The organism is Natronococcus roseus, from assembly GCF_043677095.1.
GTDB lineage: Archaea > Halobacteriota > Halobacteria > Halobacteriales > Natrialbaceae > Natronococcus > Natronococcus roseus.
Map to the genome: position 1 here is coordinate 370,157 of NZ_JBHLJR010000006.1, position 22,523 is coordinate 392,679.

The following is a 22,523-nucleotide window of genomic DNA, read 5'->3' on the forward strand; positions in this document are numbered from 1 at the left end:
ATGACCCTGACCAAACGCGTCATCCCGTGTATCGACGTCGACCTCGACGAGGACGGGAACCCGGCGGTGTACACCGGCGTCCACTTCGAGGACCTCGAGTACACCGGCGACCCCGTCGAGATGGCCAAGGCGTACAACGAGTCCGGCGCCGACGAGTTCGTCTTTCTGGACATCACGGCGTCGGCGGAGGGCCGCGAGACGATGCTCGACGTCGTCAACGACGTCGCCGACGAAGTGTTCATTCCCCTCACCGTCGGCGGAGGAATCCGCACGACCGACGACATCAAGGAGACGCTGCGGGCGGGGGCCGACAAGGTCTCGATCACCACCGGCGCCCTCGAGCGACCGGAACTCATCACCGAGGGCGCCCGCGCCTTCGGCAGCCAGTGTATCGTCATCAGCGTCGACGCCAGACGGCGGTTCGACGAGGACGGCGAGCACTACGTCGAGGTCGACGGCGAGTCGTGCTGGTTCGAGTGTACGAAAAAGGGCGGTCGCGAGGGAACCGGGATCGACGTCCTCGAGTGGGCCGCCGAGGCCGAAGAGCGGGGTGCCGGCGAGCTGTTCGTCAACTCGATCGACAAGGACGGCACCAAGAACGGCTACGACGTGCCGCTGACGAAGGCCGTCTGTGACACCGTCGACACCCCCGTCATCGCCTCCTCGGGCTGTGGCGGCCCCGAGGACATGTACGAGGTGTTCACCGAGGCCGACGCCGACGCGGGGCTGGCGGCCTCGATCTTCCACTTCGACGAGTACTCGATCGAGGACACGAAGGAGTACCTGGACGAGCGCGGCGTTCCGGTCCGACTCGAGTAGCTACGGAACCCCGTCGAGGCTCCCCCACGAGACCGTCGAACCGATCTCGATCTCGAGGACGGGTCGTCCGGAGAGGTCGTGGTCGGCGTACTGATCGTACTTCTCCGTCAGGGCCCGGACGGCCTCGCCGTGAGACGTCGCGTCCGACTCGAGGACCGTCGCTCGGCCCCGGACCTGTACCCACCCGAGCCGCGCCCAGTCCTCGACGTACCGGTCGACAACCACCGCGACCCGCGGGTTCGACCTGACGTTTCGAACGCGACGGAGCTCTCGGGTCGATTTCGGCTTCTCGTCGACCGCGGAGACGAGTCGCGACCCGTCGGGAAGGGCATAACAGATCGGGACGACGTGGGGTCGGGCCCCGTCGTCGACCGTCGCCAGCCGTCCGACGCGGGCGCGCTCGAGGAACGCCCGTTCCGTCGGTTGCATACGCCGAGGACGGCGGCGAGCGCCGAAAGGCTGTTCCCGCGCTGCGAGCACACGGATGCGATGGCGGTCCCGAGCGAAGACCTCGCGATCCAGTACGCTTATCTCGTCGCGGTCGTGCCCTTCTACCAGTGAAGTGGCGGTGTACCTGGTGTGGGGAACCACACGAAGCGAACGACCCCCCGTGTCGCGAGTGCGGACACAACAGCTTCGAGAAGGCGGTCGTCCGGGAAGGCGAAGAGGAGTCGCCGCGAACGGAAACGGTCGACACCGGAACGACCTACGTCTGGCGCTGTCAGAACTGCGGTCGGGACCACGTCAAGAACAATCCGCCGTGTTCGCGCTGTAACGGTCACGACCTCGAGAAAGTCGAACAGCGCTACGACGGCGTCGACCGCGATCTCGACGTCCCCGGCTGGCTCGACGTGGCGAAACCCTACCTGCCGGTGTTCGCCGTGATCGGCGTCGTCGTCCTGCTCTTTGCGACGGGGATCATCTCGCCGTCGGTGCTGCCGGGGATCGGCTCGCCCTCGCCGCCCGACGCGCCCGGCGAGGGTACCGAGGCGGCCGGGATCGACCTCGAGGAGACCGAACTCGCGGTCCACGAGCGACTCGAGGCCGAACGAACCGACGGCTCGAGCGCGTACGACGACGATCTCGCGGCGTTCGCGGAGTACCAGAATCGGGCGTTCGTCGCGAGCGAGTACGACGACGCCGAGCCGAGCCCCGCCGATCCCGGGGAGTTCGGGGTCGACTGCGAGGCGGAGTTCGTCGGCGTCCAGTTCGCACTCGAGTCTCCGGTCGACGACTACGACGACGAGGCCGCGCTCGCCGACGACGTCGCGGCCGCGCTGGCGGGAGCGGACGACGGCGACGCGATCCTGGCCGGGCCACCTGGTGAGGGGCTCGACGTCCACGTCGTCGACGGGACGATTCACGTCGTCTACGCCGCCTGCTGATCGAACGCGTAGCTCCCCGTTCGGAAACAGTACCGAAGAGAGCAGTCGAAAACCGGTCTACGCGGCCGATTCGAACGCGTCGCGAAACGCCGTCGTCTTCTCCCGGACGTCGGTCGCGCCCGCCTCGAGCGCCTCGAGGGGGTCGACGCCGCCCTCGGTCTTGATCGTCAGGATCGGCTCGGTCTGGCCGCCCGACTGTTCGGGGTTGACGTCGTAGGTCGCCGCGGCGATGTCCTCGCGCTCGAGGAGCGTCCCCTTCAGCACGTTCATGAAGGTGTGGTCCTCGCCGGCGATCTCGATCGAGAGTTCGTTCTCACTGCTCTCGGTGACCCGCAGTTCCATACCCGCCAGTGGGGCCGTCGGGCGCTTGTACCTTTCCTTTTCGACCCCCGCGCGGCAGCAATTCCTATACGGGTTCGGTCGAACCAGAGAATATGGATCCGATCGCGGTCGGCTTCGGACTCGTCGTGCTGGCGACGCTGCTGGGTTCGGTGGCGGTCGTCAGACGGCTCTACCGCCCGGAGCGGCCCTGGGGCGAGGCCGCACGGGCCCGATTCGTCTGGGGCGTTCCCTGGGGGTCGGTCGTCGTCCTCGTCGGCGTCTGCTGTGGCTACCTGTTCGTCCAGGACGGGATCACCGACTTCGCCGATCCCGTCACGATCCCTTACCGCGCCTGGTCGTACTTCGCCCCGCTGGGGATGCTCACCGCGTCCTTTTCCCACGCCGGCCCGAGCCACCTGCTGGGGAACCTGGCCGGGGCCGCGGTCGTCGCGCCGATCGCCGAGTACGCCTGGGGACACTACCCGGACGACGAGCGGGACTCGCGGCTGGCCGACCCTCGAGTGCGCGCGCTGGTCGTGTTCCCCCTCGTCGTCGTCGCCGTCGGACTGGCGACCAGCCTCTTCGCGCTCGGCCCGGTGATCGGCTTCTCGGGGATCGTCTTCGCGTTCGCCGGCTTCGCGATCGTCCACTACCCGATCGCGACCCTGATCGGGACGGTCGGCCTGCAGGGAGCGCTGCTGACGGTGTTGCAGGCCCTCCAGAGCCCGATCACCGTCCACATCGTCGAGGCGAGCCCCCCGGAGCCGCCGTCGTGGGCGACGATCGCCATCCAGGGCCACGGCCTCGGCTTCTTCATCGGCATCGTTCTCGGTGTGTTGGTACTCGAGCGACGAAGCCGACGGCCGAACCCGTTACACCTCTGGCTGGCCGTCCTGCTGTTCGGCTTCGGCAAGTCGCTGTGGGCGATCTACTGGTTCGGCGGCGAGAACACGTTCGTCCTGCTGCGTGGGCCCGGGATCGTCGTCGTGGCGATCCTCGCGGTCGTCGTCACGGTCGCGGTCACCGGCTCCGCGACGCCGCTGCTCCCGCGTCGCCTCCGCCGAAGCGAGGGATCGGTCGACCGAACGACAGCCGACCGCGCGCTCGAGCTGGCCCGCGACAGTGCGGACCGGACCGGGGCCCGCCTCGAGCGCGTCGCCGCGATCGCCGGCGGAGGAGCGAACGCCGGGCGTCGACACCACAAGCGGGCGGCGTTTCTGGCCGTCCTTCTCGTCACCGCCTCGCTGGCGGGGGTCGCCGTCCCGACGAACCTCCTCGTGATCGACGGGGAGACGACCGCCGACGCCGCCGTCGAGATCGAGGGCTACACCGTCACCTACGAGGAAGGCGCTCAGAACCAACTCGTCTCGCCCGTCGCTGTCGGTCCGCTCGAGGAGGCCGTCTCGATGGAGTCCAGCGGGGTGATCGTCTCGAACGACCGCCACCAGGTCTGGCTCGACGCGGTGTCGAGCCAGCAGCTCGCGTTCAGCGGCGAGGAGACGGTGTACGTCGGCGGGCCGGGCTGGCGGGAGGGCGTCACGGTCGAGCGAACCGGCTGGGAGCCCGTCGGCAACGAGACGGTCTACCAGGTCTGGATCGAGGGCGGCGGCGAGGACCGCCAGCTCGCCCACGAGTCGAACGAGTCGACCGCCGACGCGCGGATCGACGGCCAAAACGTGACCGTCGCGACCGAGGACGGCGAGTTCCTGCTCGAGGTGGCCGAATCGGACGAGGGCGAGACCGTGACCGTGCCGGTACCCGATGAAAACGAGTCGGCAACCGCGGACGGGCTCGCGTTCGAACGCGAGGACGGGACGATCTACGCGGTTTCGAACGGGACCGAGGTTCCAGTCGCGGTCGAGGAGACGTACGACTAATCCCACTCGATCCGGAAAACTTCGGCCTCGAGCGTGCGCTCGCTCTCGGTGTGAAAGTCAAAGCGCCGCTCGATCGGGAACTCGGCGCGAAACGCGTGGGTGACGTCGCCGCCGGCGTCGGCGACGAACGACTCGACGAACGACTGGCTCCCCTCGTTGTGGATCGTGTGGGAGACGGCCCCGATCTCGCGGGCGGTCTCGAGGAAGGCCCGATCGGCGTGGCGGTTGCCCCGCTGGGCACCGAAGGGGGGGTTCGAGACGACGGTCGCCTCCGCGGGAACCAGCGGAGCTCGCGTCGCGTTCCCGCGGAGCCAGTCGATACGGTCGGCGACGCCGACCCGCGCGGCGTTCTCGCGGGCCAGGGCGAGCGCGCCGGCGTCGACGTCGACGCCGACGACGCGATCGGCGCCGGCCAGGGCGGCCCCGATCGCGAGCATCCCCGTTCCGGTGCCCAGATCGATCACCCGGCGCTCGAGGTCGTTCTGGAGTCCGGCGAGGTGACAGATGTGGGCGGCGATCTCCGGCGGCGTCAGGTACTGCTCGAGCGAGGCCGACGGTTCGGCGAAGTCGGTTAGCGACTCGAGCCGTCGGGCGAGCGTGCGCCGGGAGGGACCGGACATTACGCCGGCGTCAGCGCTCGAGCGTAATGGGTGCGTCGAGTTCGAGCGCGATCCCCTCTCGATCCGCGCGCTCGGCGCAGGCCGCGAGCGCGGGCCGGACCTTTCCGGCGTTCGCGACGGCGTCGGCCGACACCGTCACGGCGTCGACGCCGAGGAACGCGCCGGCGCGGACGTAGCTCCGAATGCGATCGGCCTCGTCCTGGGTGGCGAGCGAGCAGTCCTCGCCGAAACGGGCCTCGAGGGTGAGCTCGGTCGGCGAGAGCCCCTCGTCGTGCAGGTCGCGCTTGAGATCCCGGAGGTACTCCGGCGCGGTCGATTCCAGTGCGGTCGCCTCGATCGTGACGGGCGTGACGTCTGCGGGTCGACAGCGGTCGATCGGCGACTCGAGTTCGGGACCGGACGTCGTGCTCATTGCGAGTGCATACATGTCCTGCATACAAAAACATTTCTGATGCGTAGAAGTAATACAGCGACGCCGAACGGCGAGGCTCAGGGACGGCGATCGACCGACGAGAACGACCTCAATGGACGTTATTCGGTCGAAAACAGCGTACCGAGCCAGCCCGGAGCACGAACGGGCTGGCTCGAGAAAACGTTCAGTGCAAAGACAGCCCGCAGCGCTTCACTCGCTCGGCGGCGCCGGTTCCGCTTCCGGCTCCGGTTCGGGTTCGGACTCCTCGTGATCGACGTCCTCGTCGGAGCGGGCGGCGACCAGTCCCCCTCGAGCGACGCTGTACAGCGGTTCGCTGGCGTGGGAGACGCCGCTGATCGAGAACGGGATGCTCGCCTCGCGGAGGTGGTCGCGGAACAGCTTCTCGAACCCGAGCGGGCTCGAGGTTCCGCCCGTGACGACGACCGGGATGTCGAGTCCCTCCTCGATGTCCTCCTCGTCGACCTCGCTGACGATGTTCTCGATGACGTAGTCGAGCAGGTTCTCGTAGTAGATCGACAGTGCGCCCTCGACCCCGCCGACGTCGGTCGTGAAGTCGAGTTCGAAGTCGTCCTCCTTGATCGAGGTGACCTTGTCGACCGGTGTCCCGGTCGCGCGGGCGGCCTGCTCGTCGACCCAGTCGCCCCCGCGGGCGACCGAGAACTTCATCACCGGTACCGCGTAGTACGCCAGGCAGACGTTCGTCATCCCGGCGCCGAAGCTGATCCCCAGCCCGGTGAAGTTGTTGTCCGCGAGCTCGCTGTAGATGACCGACATCCCCTCGTTGATGGGTTCGGCGTCGTACCCCATATCGTCGAGGAACGACTCGATCGTCTTCTGGTGGTACAGCGTCGAGAGCTCCGAGTCGATCGGATCCGCGGGCGTCGAGAAGTACACCTTCTCGCCGGGGCGGTCGGGCTCGCCGACGACCTGCTGGATGATGAGTTTCATCATCGGGATCGCACTTTGCTCGTCGTTCGAGAGGATCCCGTGTTTCATCGGGCGGCGGGTTTCCTTGTTGAAGATGTTCGCGAAGTTCAGGGCGTCGTCGCCGACGACGTACACCTTGTCGTCCTTGCGGATGTGCAACACCTCGCTCCGGGCGAGCATCTGTTCGGCCATATCCGAGTAGCCGATCTCCACGAAGGAGTTGCGTTGCTGTACGAACACCGTGTCGTTTCCGTCCTGCTGTGCCGACAGGATGTTCATCGTGCCGACGTCTAGGCCTTTGGCCATACCGGGAAACGTACCTATCAGGTTATAAGTTTAATGGCGAGAATATATTGATTTATGAACTGTGTGGGAAGAAGCGGCGGACTACGATCGCTCGAGCAGCGCGCGGACGCGAGCGACTACCCGGCCGAGGACGCCGTTCGAGCCGGCATCCGCTCGGTTTCGCTCCTCCCGCTTTCGCTCGCGGAGTTCGGTCAGCTTCGCCGTCTGGTCGTCGACGGTCGAGCTCGAGGCCGTCGTCTTCGTCTCCCGGCCCTGAAGCCCCTTCAGGCCCGCGACGGCGTCGTCGACCCCCGACGAACGGGTCGTCGTCGTCCCCTGTCCGGGATCCATCGAGACGTCGTCGAACCCGTCGTCGTCGAACTCGAGGCGCTTGTGGTCGGTCTTCTCGACGCCGCCCCAGGAGAGGTCGACGCTAGCCATCGCTGCATCGATGTCCTCGCGGATGTCCGCCATCGTGAGCCCGTCGTCGGCCTCGTCGTCCTCGTCGGCTTCGGCCGACTCCGCCCGGCGTGCCAGCTCGAGATAGTGGCCGACCAGCGCGGCGCCAGTCGAGGCGACGAGTCCGGTGAGACCGACCGCGTACGCGGTGACGATCTCTACCGTGTAGTCGACGTCGCCGACGAAGTACCAGTGATACGGGTACGCGTACACGAAGCCGGCAACGGCGAGAGCCGTGATCGTCGCACCGCCGGCCGCGGCGTACAGCGTTCGCCGATCGGAGGGCAACAGGACAACCACGCCGAGCATCGTCGCCGGTAGCGACAGCAGCCCCAGCGCGTACGCCGGCTGGAGCAGGTCGTAGTAGGCGCTCTCGAGGGTCCGTGCCTCGTGGGTGCTTCCCCAGAGGAACAGCAGGAGAGCCGTCGCTCCGATGCCGATTCCGCCGAAGAAGAGGCCGAACCCGACGTAAACGTCGGTGTACCCCTCTGGCTCGCCGACGTACCGCCGGTAGAGCTCGAGGAGGTAGCCGTCAGGGGACTGTTCCGTTGTCATGCCTCCCTGATTTTAACTCCATCACCATGACTTTTTGGTTTGATAATATATAAAATGATGAGTGTGTTCTCATCGGAGTAGTCGGCAGTCGTCCGGGAAGCGCCGCCGTTATACGTCCGTGGCCGTAACCGGAGACAATGAGCCAGGAGTCGGAGTACAGCGAGGGAGACCTCAGAAACGTGGGGATGAGCCTCAAGCACGACCGAGAGTGGGACTACGAACTCGAGCGAATCATCGAGGCGATCGAGGAACGAGACGCCGAGACCGTCGGCCTGCAGTTCCCGGAGGGACTGAAACGCCGCGGCCCGAAAGTGGCCGACGACCTCCGGGAGCTGGCCGGCGACGACGTGACGTTCATGCTCTCGGGCCAGCCCTGCTACGGCGCCTGCGACCTCGACACCTACCTGATGAAACGCACCGACGTGTTCGTTCACTTCGGCCACTCACCGATGAAGGACACGGACAAGGTGATCTACGTGCCGCTGTTCTCGAACGTCGAGGTCCAACCGATCATGGAGGAGGCCCTCGACACGCTCGAGGATCCCGACGAAACGGAGGGCGTCGGCCTCGTCACCACCGCCCAGCACATGAACCGCTACGAGGAGATGACCGAGTTCCTGGAAGAGCGAGGGTACGAGGTACAGAGTCGGCGCGGCGACGAACGACTCACCCACGAGGGGCAGGTGCTCGGCTGTAACTACGCCAGCGCGGACGTCCCCGCCGATCAGGTGCTGTACGTCGGCGGCGGGAAGTTCCACCCGCTCGGGCTAGCGATGGAACACCCCGAGAAACACGTCGTCATCGCCGACCCCGTCAACAACGTCGTCACGGTCGCCGATACGGAAAAGTTCCTGAAACAGCGCTACGCCTCGGTTCACAAGGCGATGGACGCCCAGAAGTGGGGCGTCATCTTCTGTACGAAGATCGGACAGGGTCGCTGGGATCAGGCCCAGGAGATCCTCGCGGACAACGACGACGCCTACCTCATCACGATGGACGAGGTGACGCCGGACCGCCTGCGGAACTTCGATATGGACGCGTTCGTCAACACCGGCTGTCCGCGGATCACGACCGACGACGGTCCGCAGTTCCACAAGCCGATGCTCACCCCCGGCGAGTACGAGATCGCCGTCGGCAACAAACCGCTCGAGGACCTCTCCTTCGACACGTTCCACGGCACCTGGTAGGGTCGGCGTCCGGGACCTCGAGAACCGACCCCGAACTCGCAGTCGTCCGCGGTGTCCTGCTGACTATCCGTGAAGGCGGCTCCCGAAGTCGGTTACTCCTCGTAATCTGTGTCCTTGTCCTCGTTCGCCTTTCCCTCCGACACCTCGTCGGCTCGAGTCTGGGTCAGGAACTCGTAGCGATTGCAGACGTCGTCCCAGTCGACGACGTTCCACCACTCCTCGACGTAGCTTCCGCGCTCGTTCTCGTACTGGAGGTAGTAGGCGTGTTCCCAGACGTCCAGCGTCAGAATCGGGATCGACCCCTGGTGGGCCAGCCCGTTCTGCGATTCGACCTGCCCGATCACCAGCAGGTCGGCGACCGGTTCGTAAAACAGCATCGCCCATCCGTTGCTCTCGACGTTCTCGGCCGCGGCGGTGAACTCCTCGCGGAACGCCTCGAACGAGCCGAACTGCTCGTCGATCGCGGCCCCGAGTTCGCCGTCCGGCTCGCCGCCGCCGTCGGGGCTCATGTTCTGCCAGAAAATGGTGTGGTTGATGTGCCCCGAGAGGTTGAACGAGTAGTCCCGCTTTGCGGCCTTAACGTCCTCGTAGTCGCTCTCCGAGCGCATCTCCTCGAACGTATCGAGGGCGGCGTTCGCGCCGTCGACGTACCCCTGGTGGTGGACGCTGTGGTGGAGCTCCATGATACGTTCGTCGATGTGGGGCTCGAGGGCGTCGTACTCGTAGGGGAGTTCGGGAAGCGCGTACCGTCCGTTCTCGGTCGCACCGTCCCCCTCTACGTCACCGTCGTCGCCGACACCGGCCGCCGACGTCGAGCCGATGAGCGCGAATCCGGCGAGCCCGCCGACGGTCTGGAGGACGTCTCGTCGCTGTCCGGTCGGGAGGATCGAATCGTTCGACATGTGTGAGACACACCAGTACGGCTTCGCATCAAGATTCACCCGGCAGTCGAAAGTCCGCAACTAATAACGAACTGCGGTTGAATCAATCGTCGGTCAGGCGAGGCTCGAGCGAGCCGTCGACCGGTAGCCGAGCAGGGAGACACAACACTTACCCAGCCGGTTCGCACATCCTCGAGTATGACATCCAGCGACTGGGACGACTGGCTGGTCCGCGAGATCGAGGACGCCGCCCCCGAGGGCGTCGCGGTCTGGTATCTCGGCTGTAACGGGTTCGTGCTCAAGGGTAGCGACGGGACGACGATCTTCATCGATCCGTACGTCGGGCTTGGCGATCCGCCTCGAACCGTCCGAATGATTCCCGTGCCGTTCGACCCCGAGGACGTCGGCGAGGCCGACGCCGTCCTCGCGACGCACGAACACACCGACCACGTCCACGGACCGAGCCAGGCGCCGGTCCTCGAGAACGCGGGCGCGACGTTCTACGCGCCCGACGACAGCCTGACCGTCGCCCGCGAGGAGGAGTCCTGGACCGAGGAGTACGACGTCGCGGACGACCAACTCGTCGAGGTAGCGGAGGGCGAGACGATCGATATCGGCGAGTTCACGGTCCACGTCGAGGACGCCAACGATCCCGACGCGACCCACCCCGTCAGCTACGTCGTCGACCACGAGGCCGGCACCTTCTTTCACGGCGGCGACACCAAACCGTCCGAGGAATTCGAGCGGATCGGTTCGGCGTACGACATCGACCTCGGCGCGCTCGCGTTCGGAACCGTCGGGCGGATTCCCGACAAAGAAACCGGCGAACCGAAGCGGACGCGGTGGTACAACGACGAGAACCAGATCGTCGAGGCCGCCACCGATCTCGAGCTCGAAGCCCTGCTGCCTAGTCACTGGGACATGTGGCGCGGCCTGACGTCCGATCCGAAGGTGCTCCACCACCACGCCAAGAGCTTCGAGTATCCGAATCGGCTCGAGCTCGTCGAGATCGGCGATCGTGTCGATCTGTAACATTCCTTCCTGAAACGCAACTCGTTTACCGCTCGATGGCCGAGAACCGGTCGATGGGCGAGACGATTCCGATTGCCGTTCCGCGAAAGGGCCGCCCGCTCGAGTGCGTGCTCGATCGCATCGCTGCGCGCCTCGACGTGCCGGCCCTCGCGGACGACGTTACCTCGACGCTCCGCCACGAAAAGGCCCTCACCAAAGGACGCCTCGACGCCGAGGCGGACGTCTACCATCGCCTCGCCACCTACAGCACCGTCAACGATCCGACCGAGCCCGAGTACACCCTCTTGCGGGACGACCGGGCCGGCAAGCCCAGACGGATCGTCTTCGACAGCGTCACGATTCCTCTCGAGGACGGGAACGGCACCGAGATCCAGCTCGTCGGCCGCGAGGAGCCGTTCCGTGCGCTGCGGACCCACGAGTTCGCACTCGGGTTCGACAGCGCCGACCTGGTGCTCGAGGAGGTCGTCGAACTCCGTCCCGAACCGCTGAACCGGATCGCCGACGTCAACGCCCGGATCAATCCCGTCGACACCGACGTCCGCGTCGTCACGGGACTCGGCGACACCGTCTATCACACGCTGATGGCGACCCCGGAGACGGCGCCCCAGCAGGCGCCGATCGACCGCGACTTCCTCGAGGGCTACGAGGGACCGCTCTGTATCGAGCCCCGGTACGAACGGTTGGTACAGGCCGTGCTAGGAACGAAGACGCTCGACGGCGTCGACTTTCGCTACCCCACAGAGGGCCGCGAGGAGGAGGCCGCGATCGCCGACGCGGGGCTTGGCGTCTACCTGACGGTCACCGGTTCGACCGCCCGCGAGCACGGACTCGTACTCGGGGAACAGCTGTTCCCCAGCGAGACGGTGTTGCTCGAGAACGGGTCGGAGGTAACCGACGCCGTCGCCGCGGTGCGATCGGCGCTCACGAGCGGTGCCCCCGAGACCGAACTCGCGCTCCCGAACTAACTCTCTGGTTCTTACTTGCCCGACACCCGGCTCGAGAGCGTCTGCTCCGGCCGAATCTCAAACCTCTATTACTGAGATCGACCGCCGAATTTGGTATATCGGTATGTGATTTACCTGTCCGAAGGAGATCGTTCGGATTTGGAGGAACTAATTCACAGAGAACAGCCGTGGTCGCCGTCGGAAGTGAACGACGTCCCAGGGTTCGGCGCAACGGACGTCTCTCGAGGGCTGGAGTTCCCGACCGACGATCCCCGAGGTGACGACGACCCTGCTCGGTCTTCGGTACCGACTGCCCCCCGGTACACCATCGGCCAACGGGAAGCGGACAACCGATCCGTGGTCTGGGTGATACCGAGACCGTCCGCGACCGCGAGTCCGGTCTGTAGATGTGCCGGCGAAACCCCTTCCAGTGCCCGTCGACCCGAGCGATTCGCCGATCCTCACCCGAGGGAGTAATTCGGGCCGATCAAGGTAGCCGACCGACGGCATCCCAGTGGCTCTCACGTCGGACGTTTACGACCCCATGCCTTCCGGCAGTGACTTTAGGTACCCCCGGCTTCCGGCGAGTCGACGGCAACCGAACCGAGATCGCGGTCGGGAGTACGTACCTCGAGGAGATCGATCGACGGCCACCGCTCTCGAGCGTCTCCCGCAGTCCCCCGACCCCCTCGCTCGAGGGTCGACCCGGATTCGATCGCCGGACGCTCAGCACAGTGAATAGATATTCCGCTCGTATACCGTCCGGACCTGATCGCCCCAGTTGTGGGTGTAGGTGTCGATCACGTCGCTTGCGACGTCCCCGCGGAGGTACTTGACGATCCCCCGATCGCCCGTCCGATCCCGCAAGTGGGTCGTGAAGAAGTGCCGGAAGTAATGGGGCGTCACGTTCTCCGTCGCACCGCCGCCCGTTCGGTACCAGCCCCTATCCCGGGCGTGTTTCTCGACGACGTACCGGACGTCCGCGGGCTCGAGTCGCTCGCCCCAGCTGTCGCGGGTGTCGAGAAAGAGAGGATCGGCCGGCGACACCGGATCCGGTCGGATCGCCAGCCACTCGAGCAGCGCTCGGCGAAGTTCGTCGTCGACGGGAATCACCGTCTCTCGCTTTCGTTTGTTCGAGGCCGTGCGCTCCTCGCCGTTTACCGTCCGGCCCCGAGCCGGCTCGGAGTCGACGAACAGCGAGGCCGGGCGTCGTTCGAGTTCCACCCGCGGCGTCCACTCGAGATCGAGCTCCGGAATCGCGAGGTGACAGTCCCGTAAATCGAGGTTACAGAGTTCGCCCACCCGCATCCCCGTCTTCAGGAGGGTGACGACCGCGGCGCGCTCGAGAGGGTGAGCGATCGAGCAGACGAACTCGCGCATCTCCGGGACCGAGATATCCCGTCGGGTGGGGTTCGCGTCGATCGATTCGGACAACTCCTCCATCACGAGCACCATGGGATTTTCCTCGAACGCGCCGACACGATTCATATACTCGTAGAAGCGGTTGAGGTAGGAGGCGTAGGTTGCAATCGTGCTCGATTCGAAGCGCTCGCGAAGCGAGTGGACCCAGGCCATACACTCCCGACGACCGACCGAAGATACGTCTTCGGCGTCGAAGCGCTCGCGGACGAACCTCTCGAACTGTCGGAGGACTCGCTGGTAGGCCTCGAGCGTGCGCTCGCTCTTGCCGTGGTAGCGCTGGTCGTCCAGGAAGTACGCGATCGGATCCTCGATCGCGTCGGGGGCGTCGGCGCTACTCGCCATCGTCACCCACGATCGTGTACCCGCCGTGGCGCCCGCTGTAGCGAACCCGGTTCTCGGCCTGGAGCTCCTCGAGGGTCTCGTCGAGGCGGGACTCGATGTCGTCGCTGACCGCCTCGAGGAGTTCCTCCCACGTGTAGGTGTCAGCGGACAGTAACTCGAGGAGACGTGTTTCGAGGGCGTTACCCCCAGGGTCTGCGTCCGGAGAACCGGGTTCCTCGCGATCGCCCTCGAACCCGCGTCGTCCGGCCTGGACCATCGTCCGAACGAACTCGCTTTGACTCATTCCGAGGTCGTCGGCGTGAGACTGCCACGCTTCTTTCTGGTAGGTAGGAACGTACGTTCTGACAGACGATTTAGACGTCTCCGTCGAGTCAGCCATACACGACTATCAGACGCGCCGACCTTTAATCTTGTTGTACTTCGGGATAACGATCCTTATCTCGAGTTCGTGACTTAGTTATCGCGGAATATTTTGGTCACGAGTTCGTATTTAGATAGTAGTGGGCCTGCAATTCCGTATACAATTAGATTACGGATGAGACCAAAGATCAAGATATAGCTAGAGGGCGAGGAAGGGGACGTGAACGAATCTCGGTTCTTCCGAGAACGGTAGTCGCTTCGATCGAGAACGACTACGGAAGACACGAACAGCCAAGCGGCGGTTAGCTACGCTGCCGTTCGGTCGTCGAACGCTCGAGCCGAACCGAATCGCCAACGGGCCACCGAGTTGCTGTTCGGAAGTGATCGAAGGCTCTCGCGAACAACGACGCTCGAGGGTGATTCGACGCCTCCTACTGGACCAACCGCTCCGATGAAAGATCGCTCCGGCCATGCATCCGGAGTCTCGGTCCGAATCGTTCGGTCCCTTATCGTCGGGCGAGAGACCTCGCAGTACGGGACGCGATACAAGGGTATTCACCGAGCCGTAACACTCACCGACGCTCTCGGCCACTGCGGGGCAGAATGGCCTGGGGAATTGGCCACCCACTGACTTCCGGTTCCGAGGAAAACCCTCGAATCCGTCAGCTATCGGGACGGGACGGATTCGGTCGGCTCCCACGAGTGATCCGGATTGCTGTACCGATGTCCCGGCGCAACTGCCGCCCGGGTCGCGGTTGCGCCGGAAATGGCGACAGTAAACCGTACGAGTTCGTGGGCTTGGGAGCGAACTCCCGTACTTTTCACCCCCTCACGAAAGCGCTACGTCCCCGGTGTTCTAAACAAAAGCAGCGCAATTTTCTGCAGGAGCCAGAGTGGACGGAATTAAATTCGCCATCGGCCGTTCCGCTGGCTTCGTGCCAGAAACCACGGCGAAGCCACGGGCCACCGCGCCCGTGGTACTTCACTCGAGGGTCTTCTCAGAAGGCTTCAGCACGGAAGTCGGAACGGTACAGTCAGCCATCCGAATTTCGAGAGAGAGTTTCGTCCCACCGGCTAGCTCTGGGTCTGTAGGACGTTCCCCTCCGGTAGCATCCGAACTCGACTAGTGCTTCCGCACTTTCTCCCACGTTCGCAGGCCCCCGGTCTCGTGGAGCCGTTTGGAGAGTTTTGTTCCCCGAAGCTCGGCGAATCTTCGATTCGTCTCGACTGCGGAACGTGTAGCGTTCTGCGGACGGCTACAGCCGAGGCTTCCGCGCTGTACCGCTACTGATATCCAACGAGCTGCGTTTCGACTTCGTACGGACGTCGGGATGCGAGTGGTGGTGGTCGCGTCCCCTCTCTTGGGGAACGATAGTATAGTAACAACTGAAACTGTTTACATCGATCGCAGGACGGAGGCGCAGTTCGAAACGAACAGCGTGAGCGAGGACCACAGAATAGCGAACGAGAAACGGAGTGACCCGCGAGCCGCGGGATCAGTATGTAAACAGTTTCAGGAGAGACCGGAGCGGGGCGAAAACGGCAATATCTATCCCGTTTGACCGCTCTTCGCGATACCGCACACCCGGCGAGTTTCGAGTCGTAGATTCCTCAGTAACGACTCCGTAGTAGCTGTGTGAGGTCACCAGATACGGGTTACGGGACGGCTGCGTTGCGAAGGCGGTCCCGAACTTCGGTGGGGTGAGAGGTGTTGGTTGTGAGGCGGGCCGACAGGTGTAACAGAGCGCGACGAGATTTGAATCGGTAGTTTCGCCAGCTTCGATAGCAACGAGGTTAGGGGCCTCGAGGCGTCCGGACGAATCGCAGTTCACACGCTCGTTTCCGGTCGGTCCGTAGCGCTCGATTCCAGCCGTTCCCGTTCGGACCGAGCGAGACGTCTCGCACCTATTCGTTCGTCACCCGTCTGACTCGACGGCTCACACTGACGGAGGGTTCCAGCATCACACTCATTCGAACTGATGTTTTCGCGTATCAGATGGTGGACGGCCATCATCTAAACTCTATTTCGATATATCCAATCGAGTCGGGTCTTCGGTTCGTACCCGAAAACGTTGGGCTCGAGTTCGGCGGACGGCGGGTGTGGGCTACGCCGACTCGTCACCGGCTGGCTCGTCGTTCGAGAGGTCGTGTTGAAACCACTCCCCGACCGTCCGCTCTCGCTTTCGCGCGCGAAGTCGTTCCTGCAGTCGCTCCTCGATCTCGAGTTGCATCTCGAGCCCCCGCTCCTCATCGACGTCGTAGGCGGTCGCTGCACGGCCGAGCAGCGAGGCCGAGCTGGCGGTGTCGGCGGTGACGCTCGCCAGGTGGCGCCGTCGCTGGAAGATCGACTGGGTGTGGACGACGGCCTGCACGCGGTAGTAGGGGACGACCTTCGTCGTCCGGTTCCAGAACCCGGTTCGGGCGAAGACGTAGCGGTCGCCGAGCTGGTGGCCCCGATTGCGCCACTTCAGGTGGGCGGCGACGGGGACGAAAACGATCAGGACAGCGGGGAGGTACCACCGCTCGAGTGCCGTCGCGGTCGTGAGCAGGTAGCCGGCGCCGACTACCGCACCGACGACCAGCAGGTACCGAACGCCGTACCGTTCCCGTGCGCGCTTGGGTGGGACCTCGAGGTCGACCTCGCCGAAGGGCTCGATCGATCGGGCCAACCCGACGACGCGGTCGTAGCCGGCAAGCGGGATCGCCGACTCCGTCCCTCGAGAGCCCTGCCCGGGCGCGTAGCCGGCGGTTTCGACCGCTAGCGCACCGTAGCCGAACCACCGGAACGGCACCCGTTCGGTGATCGTCAGCGTCTGGACCTTCTCGAGGGGGATCGTTCCGCTGTAGCGTTGGACGAGCCCCCGCTCGTAGTGGAGTTCGTCGCCGACGCGGGTGAGTCGGAACCCGTAGTAGCGGTTGAACGTGAGGACGGCGCTGACGACCCAGGCCGCGAGCAAGAACAGGACGACGAGCCACGCGAGGGCGACGAGTCCGCCCTCGGCGCCGGGTAGTCCGTCGACCAGGTCGGCCGGGATCAGCCTCGTCGGATCGAACCCGCTGAGAAAGGACAGCGCGATTCCGCCCAGCAGGCTGGCTCCGGGGTCTATCGTGAACACGCTGAGGATCGCGAGTTCGCGAGGCTGGATCTCGAAGAGGAGTTCCTCCTCGTCCTCGTCGCCCGCGTCTCGAGTCTCCGACGCCGACTCGTCGTCCTCGTCGCGTTCGGCTCGCGCGCCGCGGCGAAGCTGGCGCCTGAGCCGTCGAGCTTCCTCCTCGTCGACGTACTGCAGGGAGACCTCGGTCTGGCCGCCGCCGGCGGTCTCGATGTGGACGGCTGAGAGCCCGAACAGTCGGCTGAGAACCGGCTGACGGACGTCGACGTTCTGGATTCGTCGCAGGGGGACCTCCCGGTCGCGCCTCGCGAGGACGCCGGAGGCGACGTCGAACGTGTCCGCCGTGAGTTCGTACCGGAATCGTTCGTAGTAGGCGACCTCGTAGACGACCGCGACGACGATTCCGAGCAACACCATCCCGGCGACGGAGAGGAGCGTCCCTCCGGCACCGCCGGGCGAGGCGAAGACGCCGGCGATAAAAAAGAGGAGCCCGACGTTGACGCTGCGCGAGATCGATCGGACCGCGATCGAGAGCGGGTGAAGTTTTCTCATACCGCGTCCTCACCCTCGCTCTCGATCGCGAGCCGGCGCAGGTCCTCGCGGAGTCGCTCGGCCCGCTCGGGGGTCAGTCCGGGGATCGCGACGTCGGCGCTCCGCGAGCCCGCGGTGTAGACGACGACGGTCGCCAGCCCGGTCGTCCGTTCGATCGGCGACCGCCTCGAGTCGACGTGCTGGACGCGGACGTAGGGGACGACGGTCTTGATCCGGGTGAAGACGCCCCGCTCGATGTAGAGGCCGTCGTCCTGTACCTCGAAGCGCCAGACGGCGTAGCGTCGCCAGGCGACGACGACGCGGACGAGTCCGAGGGTGACCGCGAGACCGATCGCGCCCGGAACCAGTAGATCCGGCGAGTTCGCCCACAGCCCTGTCTCCGAGAGTACCAGCGCGGCGCCGACGAGAAATCCGCCGACGATTCCGGCCCGAAACACCGCCAAGAACAGCCAGACGACGCGGACCCGGGGATTGAGTCGCTCCATGAGGAACCGAAGGGAGGGGGCGCGAATAAAAAGTCGGATCTCGGGATCGAGCGGGAGCGAGGAGCAGAGAGAACGTCGAGTCGAAAGAGAGTCGAAAACCGGGCGGAGTGGTCAGTGTGTCGCCGCTCGGACGTCGTCGACCTGATAGAGGTCCTCTCGGAGCCCCTCTCCGTTGCAGTCTTCGCTCGGACACTCGTAGTGCCACCCGTCTTCGGTCGCGTCCCGCTCGCGGAATCGGTCGCCGCATACCTGACAGAACAGTTGGGCTTTCTCGCAGGTATCCCGGTGGAGTTCGAGGGCGAGTTCGGTCTGGAACGACTGGTTGCAGTTACGACAGGTGTGCATATTTCGTCTGACGCGAGCATCCGTAAAAACTGCTTGGGTTCTTTTCTTGCGTCCGTATCACGCTTGATTCGGCCTCATTCGGTCGGTTTGACTTCGACCGACAGACAAGAAAGAACGATCAGCCGTCGATAGTACTCGAGTCCGTGTGCTTCGTTTCGCGAGACGTTCCCGAGAACTCGCCCTCGAGCGGTTGACCCCTGTCAACCTATGACAGGATTGTGACGGATGAGACGATACTCGAATCGATCTGGAGGTGAGCTACGAAACGCCCGTTCGGAACGGCGGGGTCACTCCTCGCGGCCCAGGATGCCCCGCTCGGTCATCTTCCGGGGATCCAGCACCTCGTCGGCTTCGTCCTCGTCGAGGTAGCCCTTCTCGAGGACGACCTCGCGGACCGTCTTGTCCTCCTTGAGTGCGGTCTTTGCGACCTCGCTGGCCTTGTCGTAGCCGATGTGAACGTTCAGCGAGGTGGCCATCGCCATCGACTGTTCGACGCGCTCCTCGCAGTGTTCGCGATTTGCCTCGAGCGGATCGACGAACCGCTCGGCGAAGATCTGACTCGAGTTCGCGATCAGCTCCGCGGACTCGAGGAAGTTGTGGGCGAGGACGGGCTTGTAGAGATTCAGGTCGATCTGGCCCTCGGCGGCACCGGCGGAGACGGCGGCGTCGTTACCGACGACCTGCTTGTGAACCTGGTTGACCGCCTCGGCGACGACGGGATTGATCTTGCCGGGCATGATCGAGGAGCCGGGCTGGTTCTCGGGCTGTTCGATCTCACCCAGTCCGTTACGCGGGCCGGAGGCCAGTAGTCGAAGATCGTTGGCGATCTTGTTCAGCGAGCCCGCGACGACGCGGAGCGCACCGTGAGCCTCGGACATCGCGTCGTGAGCGGCCTGAGCCTCGAAGTGGTTGTCGGCTTCGCGGAACTGGACCCCCGTCTCCTTCGTGATGTACTCCGCTGCACGTCCGGGGAACTCCTCGTGGGTGTTCAGGCCCGTCCCGACGGCGGTCCCGCCCAGCGCGAGCTCCGCGAGGTGGTTCCGAACCTTGTCGACGCGGTCGAGTCCCTTCTCGACCTGAGTTCGGTAGCCGCCGAACTCCTGGCCGAGCGTCACCGGCGTCGCGTCCTGGAGATGGGTTCGACCCGTCTTGACGACGTCGTCGAACTCCTCCTCTTTGCGCTCGAGGGCCTCTCGAAGCGTGTCGAGTGCGGGAATGACGTCCTTCTCGACGGCCTCGAGGGAAGCGACGTGCATCGCGGTCGGGATCACGTCGTTGCTCGACTGGCCGTAGTTGACGTGGTCGTTGGGGTGGACGACGCGGTCGCCGATCTCCGCGCCCATGAGCTCGGCGGCGCGGTTGGCGATGACCTCGTTGGCGTTCATGTTCGAGGAGGTCCCGGAGCCGGTCTGGAAGACGTCGACCGGGAACTGGTCGTCGTGCTCGCCGGCGATGACCTCGTCTGCGGCCTCGACGATCGCCTCGGCAACGTCGTCCTCGATCAGGTCGAGGTCGCGGTTGGCCTGTGCGGCGGCCTTCTTGACGACGCCGAGCCCGCGGACGAACCGGCGGCTGAACGAGATCCCGGAGATCGGGAAGTTCTGGATCGCGCGCTGGGTTTGGGCGCCCCAGTAGGCGTCGGCCGGCACCTGCATCTCGCCGAGACTGTCCTCCTCGGTGCGGAACTCGTCGTCGCGTGTCATACCCGACACCTCGAGAGCGGTTAGGTAAAATCCACCGAAAAGCCGGCGTCGTCGGCACGAGCCCGCTCTCGCAGAGCCGACTGGAGGCGTTTCCGGCCGGTGCGGTGGACGCCGCGGGCGTCCTCGAGATCGACGTCGTAGATCGTCGGTGTGTCCCAGAACAGCGTTCGCGAACTGGCGGTGTCGACGACCAGCGAGGCGATGCCGAGCCGGCGCTGGAAGATCGATCGTCGGGTGGAGACGGTCTGGATCCGGAAGTACGGAATAACCGTCGTCCGGCGGCGCCAGAATCCACGGCGGATCACCAGGTGGTCCTCGCCGACGTAGTAGCCAAGATGGACGTACCGCAGGTGGGCCGCGGGTGGGACCGCCGCGAAGACGACCGCGGCGAGATACCACCGCTCGAGGGGCGTTACCTGCGCGAGTGCGAGGGCGCCGGCGACGACGACGGCGCCGATCAGGGAGTAGCGAACGAGGTATCGACGGCGGGCGATCGGCGGCGGACTCGCGAACGCGGGGGTCTCGACGTGCGTGAGGTTCTCCGCGAACCGGTGGACGTGAGCCGCGCGGGCCATGGGAACGGCCGACTGGCTGCCGCCGCTGCTGTCGGGGCCGTAGCCGGCCGTCTCGACCCACAGCCCGGCGTAGTCGATCAGCCGCTGGAGCGGGTTGTCGGTGATCGTGACCGACTGCACCTTCTCTGCCGGGATCGAGCCGCTGTAGCGCTGGAGCAGCCCCCGCTCGTAGACGAAGTCCTCGTCGACCCGGCCGAGCCGGAAGTCGTAGTACGTCGCGAACGTGTAGGCGACGCTGACGAGGTAGGTGATGACGATCCCGTTGACCATCGAGACGGCGGTCAGGACGCCGTAGCTCTGCGTGTCGCCCGTCTGGAGGTCCTGCGGGCCGCCGAACGGCTGCGAGAGGGTCACGAGGAAGTCGAGAATCGTATCGGTCGCGAAGAAAAACAGGAACCCAACGGCGGCGAGGGCGGCCGGTCGCAGCGTCGTCAGCGAGTAGAGGAGGAGTTCCCGAGAGCCGAGGGCGAACAGCCGTTTTCGGCTCGGTTCGGTCGGCTCGCGCCGGGGTCGCGTCTCGGGAGCTGGCGGCGCATCGGCGGCCCCATCGACTCGAGGCGGCTGCTCGTCGAGCGGTTCATCGCCGACCGGTCGACTGTCTTCGGATGCCTCGGAGGCGGATCGGTCGTGGTCGTCGGCGTCGACGCCGGCGGTTCGGCGGCGGATCTGGTGCTGGAGGCGGTCGGCCTCCGACTTGCTCACGAGCTGGAGCGCGGCCTCGCTGTTGCCGCCGCCGGCGGTTTCGACGGTGACGACCGCGAGCCCGAGGACGCGCTGTAACACGCCCTGGCGGACGTCGACGTTCTGGATCCGCCGGTAGGGAATCTCGCGGGAGCGACGCGCGACGACCCCGGAGGCGACGTCGAACGTGTCCGGCGTGATTCCGTACTCGAACCGGTAGTAGTAGACGATACCGTACGCGGCGCCAAAGAGGAAACCGAGCGCCGTGACCACCGGCAGCCAGGCGATGCTGACGGCCGCGACGGTCCCCGCGAGGGCGGTGACGAGGAAGAACGGAACCCACAGCCACAGCAGGCCGTACCGGAGCGCGTAGACGACCGCGCTGAAGGGGTGGAGCCGATTCATACGGCGTCGTCGGCCTCGCTCTCGACGGCGAGCTCTCGGAGCGTATCCTGTAGCTTCCGGGCGCGATCCGGCGTCAGACCGGGGATCCGGACGTCGGCGTTTCGCGAGCCGGCCGTGTAGACGACGACGCTCGAGAGCCCGAGCGTTCGTTCGATCGGGCCGAACTGCGTGTCGACGTGTTGGACCCGAACGAACGGGACGGCCGTCTCGACGAACGTGATGACGCCGCGCTCGAGATAGAGGGCGTCGCCCTGCAGTTCGAACTGCCAGATCTGGTAGAGTCGGACAGCGTAGGCGATACCCAGGACCGCCGCGACGGCAACGATCCCGACCAGTCCGGCCGTCGGCACGGGAACGAGCCATCGGTCGACGGCGACGAGGACGGCGCCGAGCACGGCCGCCAGGATCGCCGTCTGTGCGATCCACAACAGCCTGATTCGCGGGTGAAGCGACTCCATACGAACGTTCTCGCGAGCGAACACGAGTATCCTGCGGTTCGACCGTCGGTGGAGACGGATCGGAAGGCGGGTCGGAGGGCCGACCGACGCCGGCTACTCGAGGTCGTCGTACTCCTCGGGCGTGTACGTCGACAGCTCGAGGGCGTGGATATCGGTCGTCATGTGGTCCTCGAGGGCGTCGTACACCTGCTGGTGTTGGCCGACGAGCGACTCACCCTCGAACGTCGGCGAGACGACCGTCGCGGCGAGGTGATCGTCATCGTGTTTGTCACGTGCGTGCGTGACGGTTGCCTCGGCGCCCTCGAGTTCGGACTCGATCACGGCTTCGACGTCGTCGGGTTTCATACTCGATCGATG

The 22,523-nt window shown here is 65.4% G+C and carries 22 protein-coding genes; 6 read left to right on the plus strand and 16 right to left on the minus strand.

The window, feature by feature from the left end; genetic code table 11:
- Entirely contained in the window at positions 1-819 is an 819-nt protein-coding gene (gene hisF / locus ACFEMD_RS18100) for an imidazole glycerol phosphate synthase subunit HisF (protein WP_394742675.1), read from the plus strand.
- Here hisF and ACFEMD_RS18105 read toward each other — a convergent pair whose 3' ends face one another.
- Positions 820-1,248 (minus strand): TIGR03668 family PPOX class F420-dependent oxidoreductase, encoded by a 429-nt coding sequence (locus ACFEMD_RS18105; RefSeq protein ID WP_394742676.1) that lies wholly within the window; start codon positions 1,246-1,248, stop codon positions 820-822.
- A gap of 128 nt (positions 1,249-1,376) precedes the next feature.
- Here ACFEMD_RS18105 and ACFEMD_RS18110 point away from each other — a divergent pair, with 128 nt between their 5' ends.
- Positions 1,377-2,204: a hypothetical protein gene (locus ACFEMD_RS18110; protein ID WP_394742677.1), complete on the plus strand. Its 828-nt coding sequence runs from the start codon at positions 1,377-1,379 to the stop codon at positions 2,202-2,204.
- A 57-nt stretch (positions 2,205-2,261) separates the two neighbouring features.
- On the opposite strand, the gene ACFEMD_RS18115 is transcribed toward ACFEMD_RS18110, so the two are convergent.
- A complete protein-coding gene (locus tag ACFEMD_RS18115) occupies positions 2,262-2,546 on the minus strand; it encodes a DNA-directed RNA polymerase subunit L (RefSeq protein ID WP_005555276.1) in 285 nt (94 codons plus the stop codon).
- 92 nt (positions 2,547-2,638) lie between these two features.
- Between ACFEMD_RS18115 and ACFEMD_RS18120 the strand changes: the two genes are divergently transcribed.
- Positions 2,639-4,402 carry a rhomboid family intramembrane serine protease gene (locus tag ACFEMD_RS18120; protein WP_394742678.1) on the plus strand — a complete coding sequence of 588 codons (1,764 nt, stop codon included), beginning with the start codon at positions 2,639-2,641 and terminating at the stop codon, positions 4,400-4,402.
- Here ACFEMD_RS18120 and ACFEMD_RS18125 read toward each other — a convergent pair.
- From ACFEMD_RS18125 to ACFEMD_RS18140, 4 genes are all read right to left on the minus strand, one after another.
- Positions 4,399-5,022: an METTL5 family protein gene (locus tag ACFEMD_RS18125; RefSeq protein ID WP_394742679.1), complete on the minus strand. Its 624-nt coding sequence runs from the start codon at positions 5,020-5,022 to the stop codon at positions 4,399-4,401. The genes ACFEMD_RS18120 and ACFEMD_RS18125 overlap by 4 nt on opposite strands.
- Before the next feature lie 10 nt (positions 5,023-5,032).
- Positions 5,033-5,434 (minus strand): hypothetical protein, encoded by a 402-nt coding sequence (locus ACFEMD_RS18130; protein ID WP_394742680.1) that lies wholly within the window; start codon positions 5,432-5,434, stop codon positions 5,033-5,035.
- Positions 5,435-5,644: 210 nt separating this feature from the next.
- Positions 5,645-6,688, minus strand: coding sequence for a disk-shape morphogenesis protein volactin (locus ACFEMD_RS18135; RefSeq protein WP_394742681.1), 1,044 nt, complete (start codon positions 6,686-6,688; stop codon positions 5,645-5,647).
- Positions 6,689-6,769: 81 nt separating this feature from the next.
- Complete coding sequence (locus ACFEMD_RS18140; RefSeq protein WP_394742682.1) at positions 6,770-7,681, minus strand: DUF7139 domain-containing protein; 912 nt, start codon at positions 7,679-7,681, stop codon at positions 6,770-6,772.
- Between the two features lie 137 nt (positions 7,682-7,818).
- On the opposite strand from ACFEMD_RS18140, the gene dph2 reads away from it, so the two are divergent.
- On the plus strand, positions 7,819-8,868 hold the full coding sequence (dph2, locus tag ACFEMD_RS18145; protein ID WP_394742683.1) for a diphthamide biosynthesis enzyme Dph2: 1,050 nt from the start codon (positions 7,819-7,821) through the stop codon (positions 8,866-8,868).
- A 92-nt stretch (positions 8,869-8,960) separates the two neighbouring features.
- Here dph2 and ACFEMD_RS18150 read toward each other — a convergent pair whose 3' ends face one another.
- A complete protein-coding gene (locus ACFEMD_RS18150) occupies positions 8,961-9,770 on the minus strand; it encodes a superoxide dismutase (RefSeq protein WP_394742684.1) in 810 nt (269 codons plus the stop codon).
- A gap of 177 nt (positions 9,771-9,947) precedes the next feature.
- Between ACFEMD_RS18150 and ACFEMD_RS18155 the strand changes: the two genes are divergently transcribed.
- Together ACFEMD_RS18155 and ACFEMD_RS18160 are read left to right on the plus strand one after the other, a co-directional pair.
- Positions 9,948-10,781, plus strand: a complete 834-nt coding sequence (locus ACFEMD_RS18155) for an MBL fold metallo-hydrolase (RefSeq protein WP_394742685.1) — start codon at positions 9,948-9,950, stop codon at positions 10,779-10,781.
- Positions 10,782-10,834: 53 nt separating this feature from the next.
- Positions 10,835-11,746, plus strand: coding sequence for a hypothetical protein (locus ACFEMD_RS18160; RefSeq protein WP_394742762.1), 912 nt, complete (start codon positions 10,835-10,837; stop codon positions 11,744-11,746).
- Between the two features lie 705 nt (positions 11,747-12,451).
- On the opposite strand, the gene ACFEMD_RS18165 is transcribed toward ACFEMD_RS18160, so the two are convergent.
- The 9 genes from ACFEMD_RS18165 to ACFEMD_RS18205 form a co-directional block, all read right to left on the minus strand.
- Positions 12,452-13,489 (minus strand): tyrosine-type recombinase/integrase, encoded by a 1,038-nt coding sequence (locus ACFEMD_RS18165; RefSeq protein ID WP_394742686.1) that lies wholly within the window; start codon positions 13,487-13,489, stop codon positions 12,452-12,454.
- Positions 13,479-13,868: a DUF5805 domain-containing protein gene (locus ACFEMD_RS18170; RefSeq protein ID WP_394742688.1), complete on the minus strand. Its 390-nt coding sequence runs from the start codon at positions 13,866-13,868 to the stop codon at positions 13,479-13,481. The genes ACFEMD_RS18165 and ACFEMD_RS18170 overlap by 11 nt, the downstream gene beginning before the upstream one ends.
- A gap of 2,086 nt (positions 13,869-15,954) precedes the next feature.
- Positions 15,955-17,514 (minus strand): PH domain-containing protein, encoded by a 1,560-nt coding sequence (locus tag ACFEMD_RS18175; protein ID WP_394742690.1) that lies wholly within the window; start codon positions 17,512-17,514, stop codon positions 15,955-15,957.
- Positions 17,511-17,999, minus strand: a complete 489-nt coding sequence (locus ACFEMD_RS18180; RefSeq protein WP_394742691.1) for a PH domain-containing protein — start codon at positions 17,997-17,999, stop codon at positions 17,511-17,513. Before ACFEMD_RS18180 ends, ACFEMD_RS18175 begins: the two co-directional genes overlap by 4 nt.
- A gap of 111 nt (positions 18,000-18,110) precedes the next feature.
- Positions 18,111-18,344 carry a transcriptional regulator gene (locus ACFEMD_RS18185; protein WP_394742693.1) on the minus strand — a complete coding sequence of 78 codons (234 nt, stop codon included), beginning with the start codon at positions 18,342-18,344 and terminating at the stop codon, positions 18,111-18,113.
- A gap of 287 nt (positions 18,345-18,631) precedes the next feature.
- Positions 18,632-20,047 carry a class II fumarate hydratase gene (locus ACFEMD_RS18190; RefSeq protein WP_394742694.1) on the minus strand — a complete coding sequence of 472 codons (1,416 nt, stop codon included), beginning with the start codon at positions 20,045-20,047 and terminating at the stop codon, positions 18,632-18,634.
- 20 nt (positions 20,048-20,067) lie between these two features.
- Complete coding sequence (locus tag ACFEMD_RS18195) at positions 20,068-21,708, minus strand: PH domain-containing protein (RefSeq protein WP_394742695.1); 1,641 nt, start codon at positions 21,706-21,708, stop codon at positions 20,068-20,070.
- Entirely contained in the window at positions 21,705-22,166 is a 462-nt protein-coding gene (locus tag ACFEMD_RS18200) for a PH domain-containing protein (RefSeq protein ID WP_278303919.1), read from the minus strand. Before ACFEMD_RS18200 ends, ACFEMD_RS18195 begins: the two co-directional genes overlap by 4 nt.
- Positions 22,167-22,259: 93 nt before the next feature.
- Positions 22,260-22,511: a BolA family protein gene (locus ACFEMD_RS18205; protein ID WP_005555254.1), complete on the minus strand. Its 252-nt coding sequence runs from the start codon at positions 22,509-22,511 to the stop codon at positions 22,260-22,262.
- Positions 22,512-22,523: the final 12 nt, after the last annotated feature.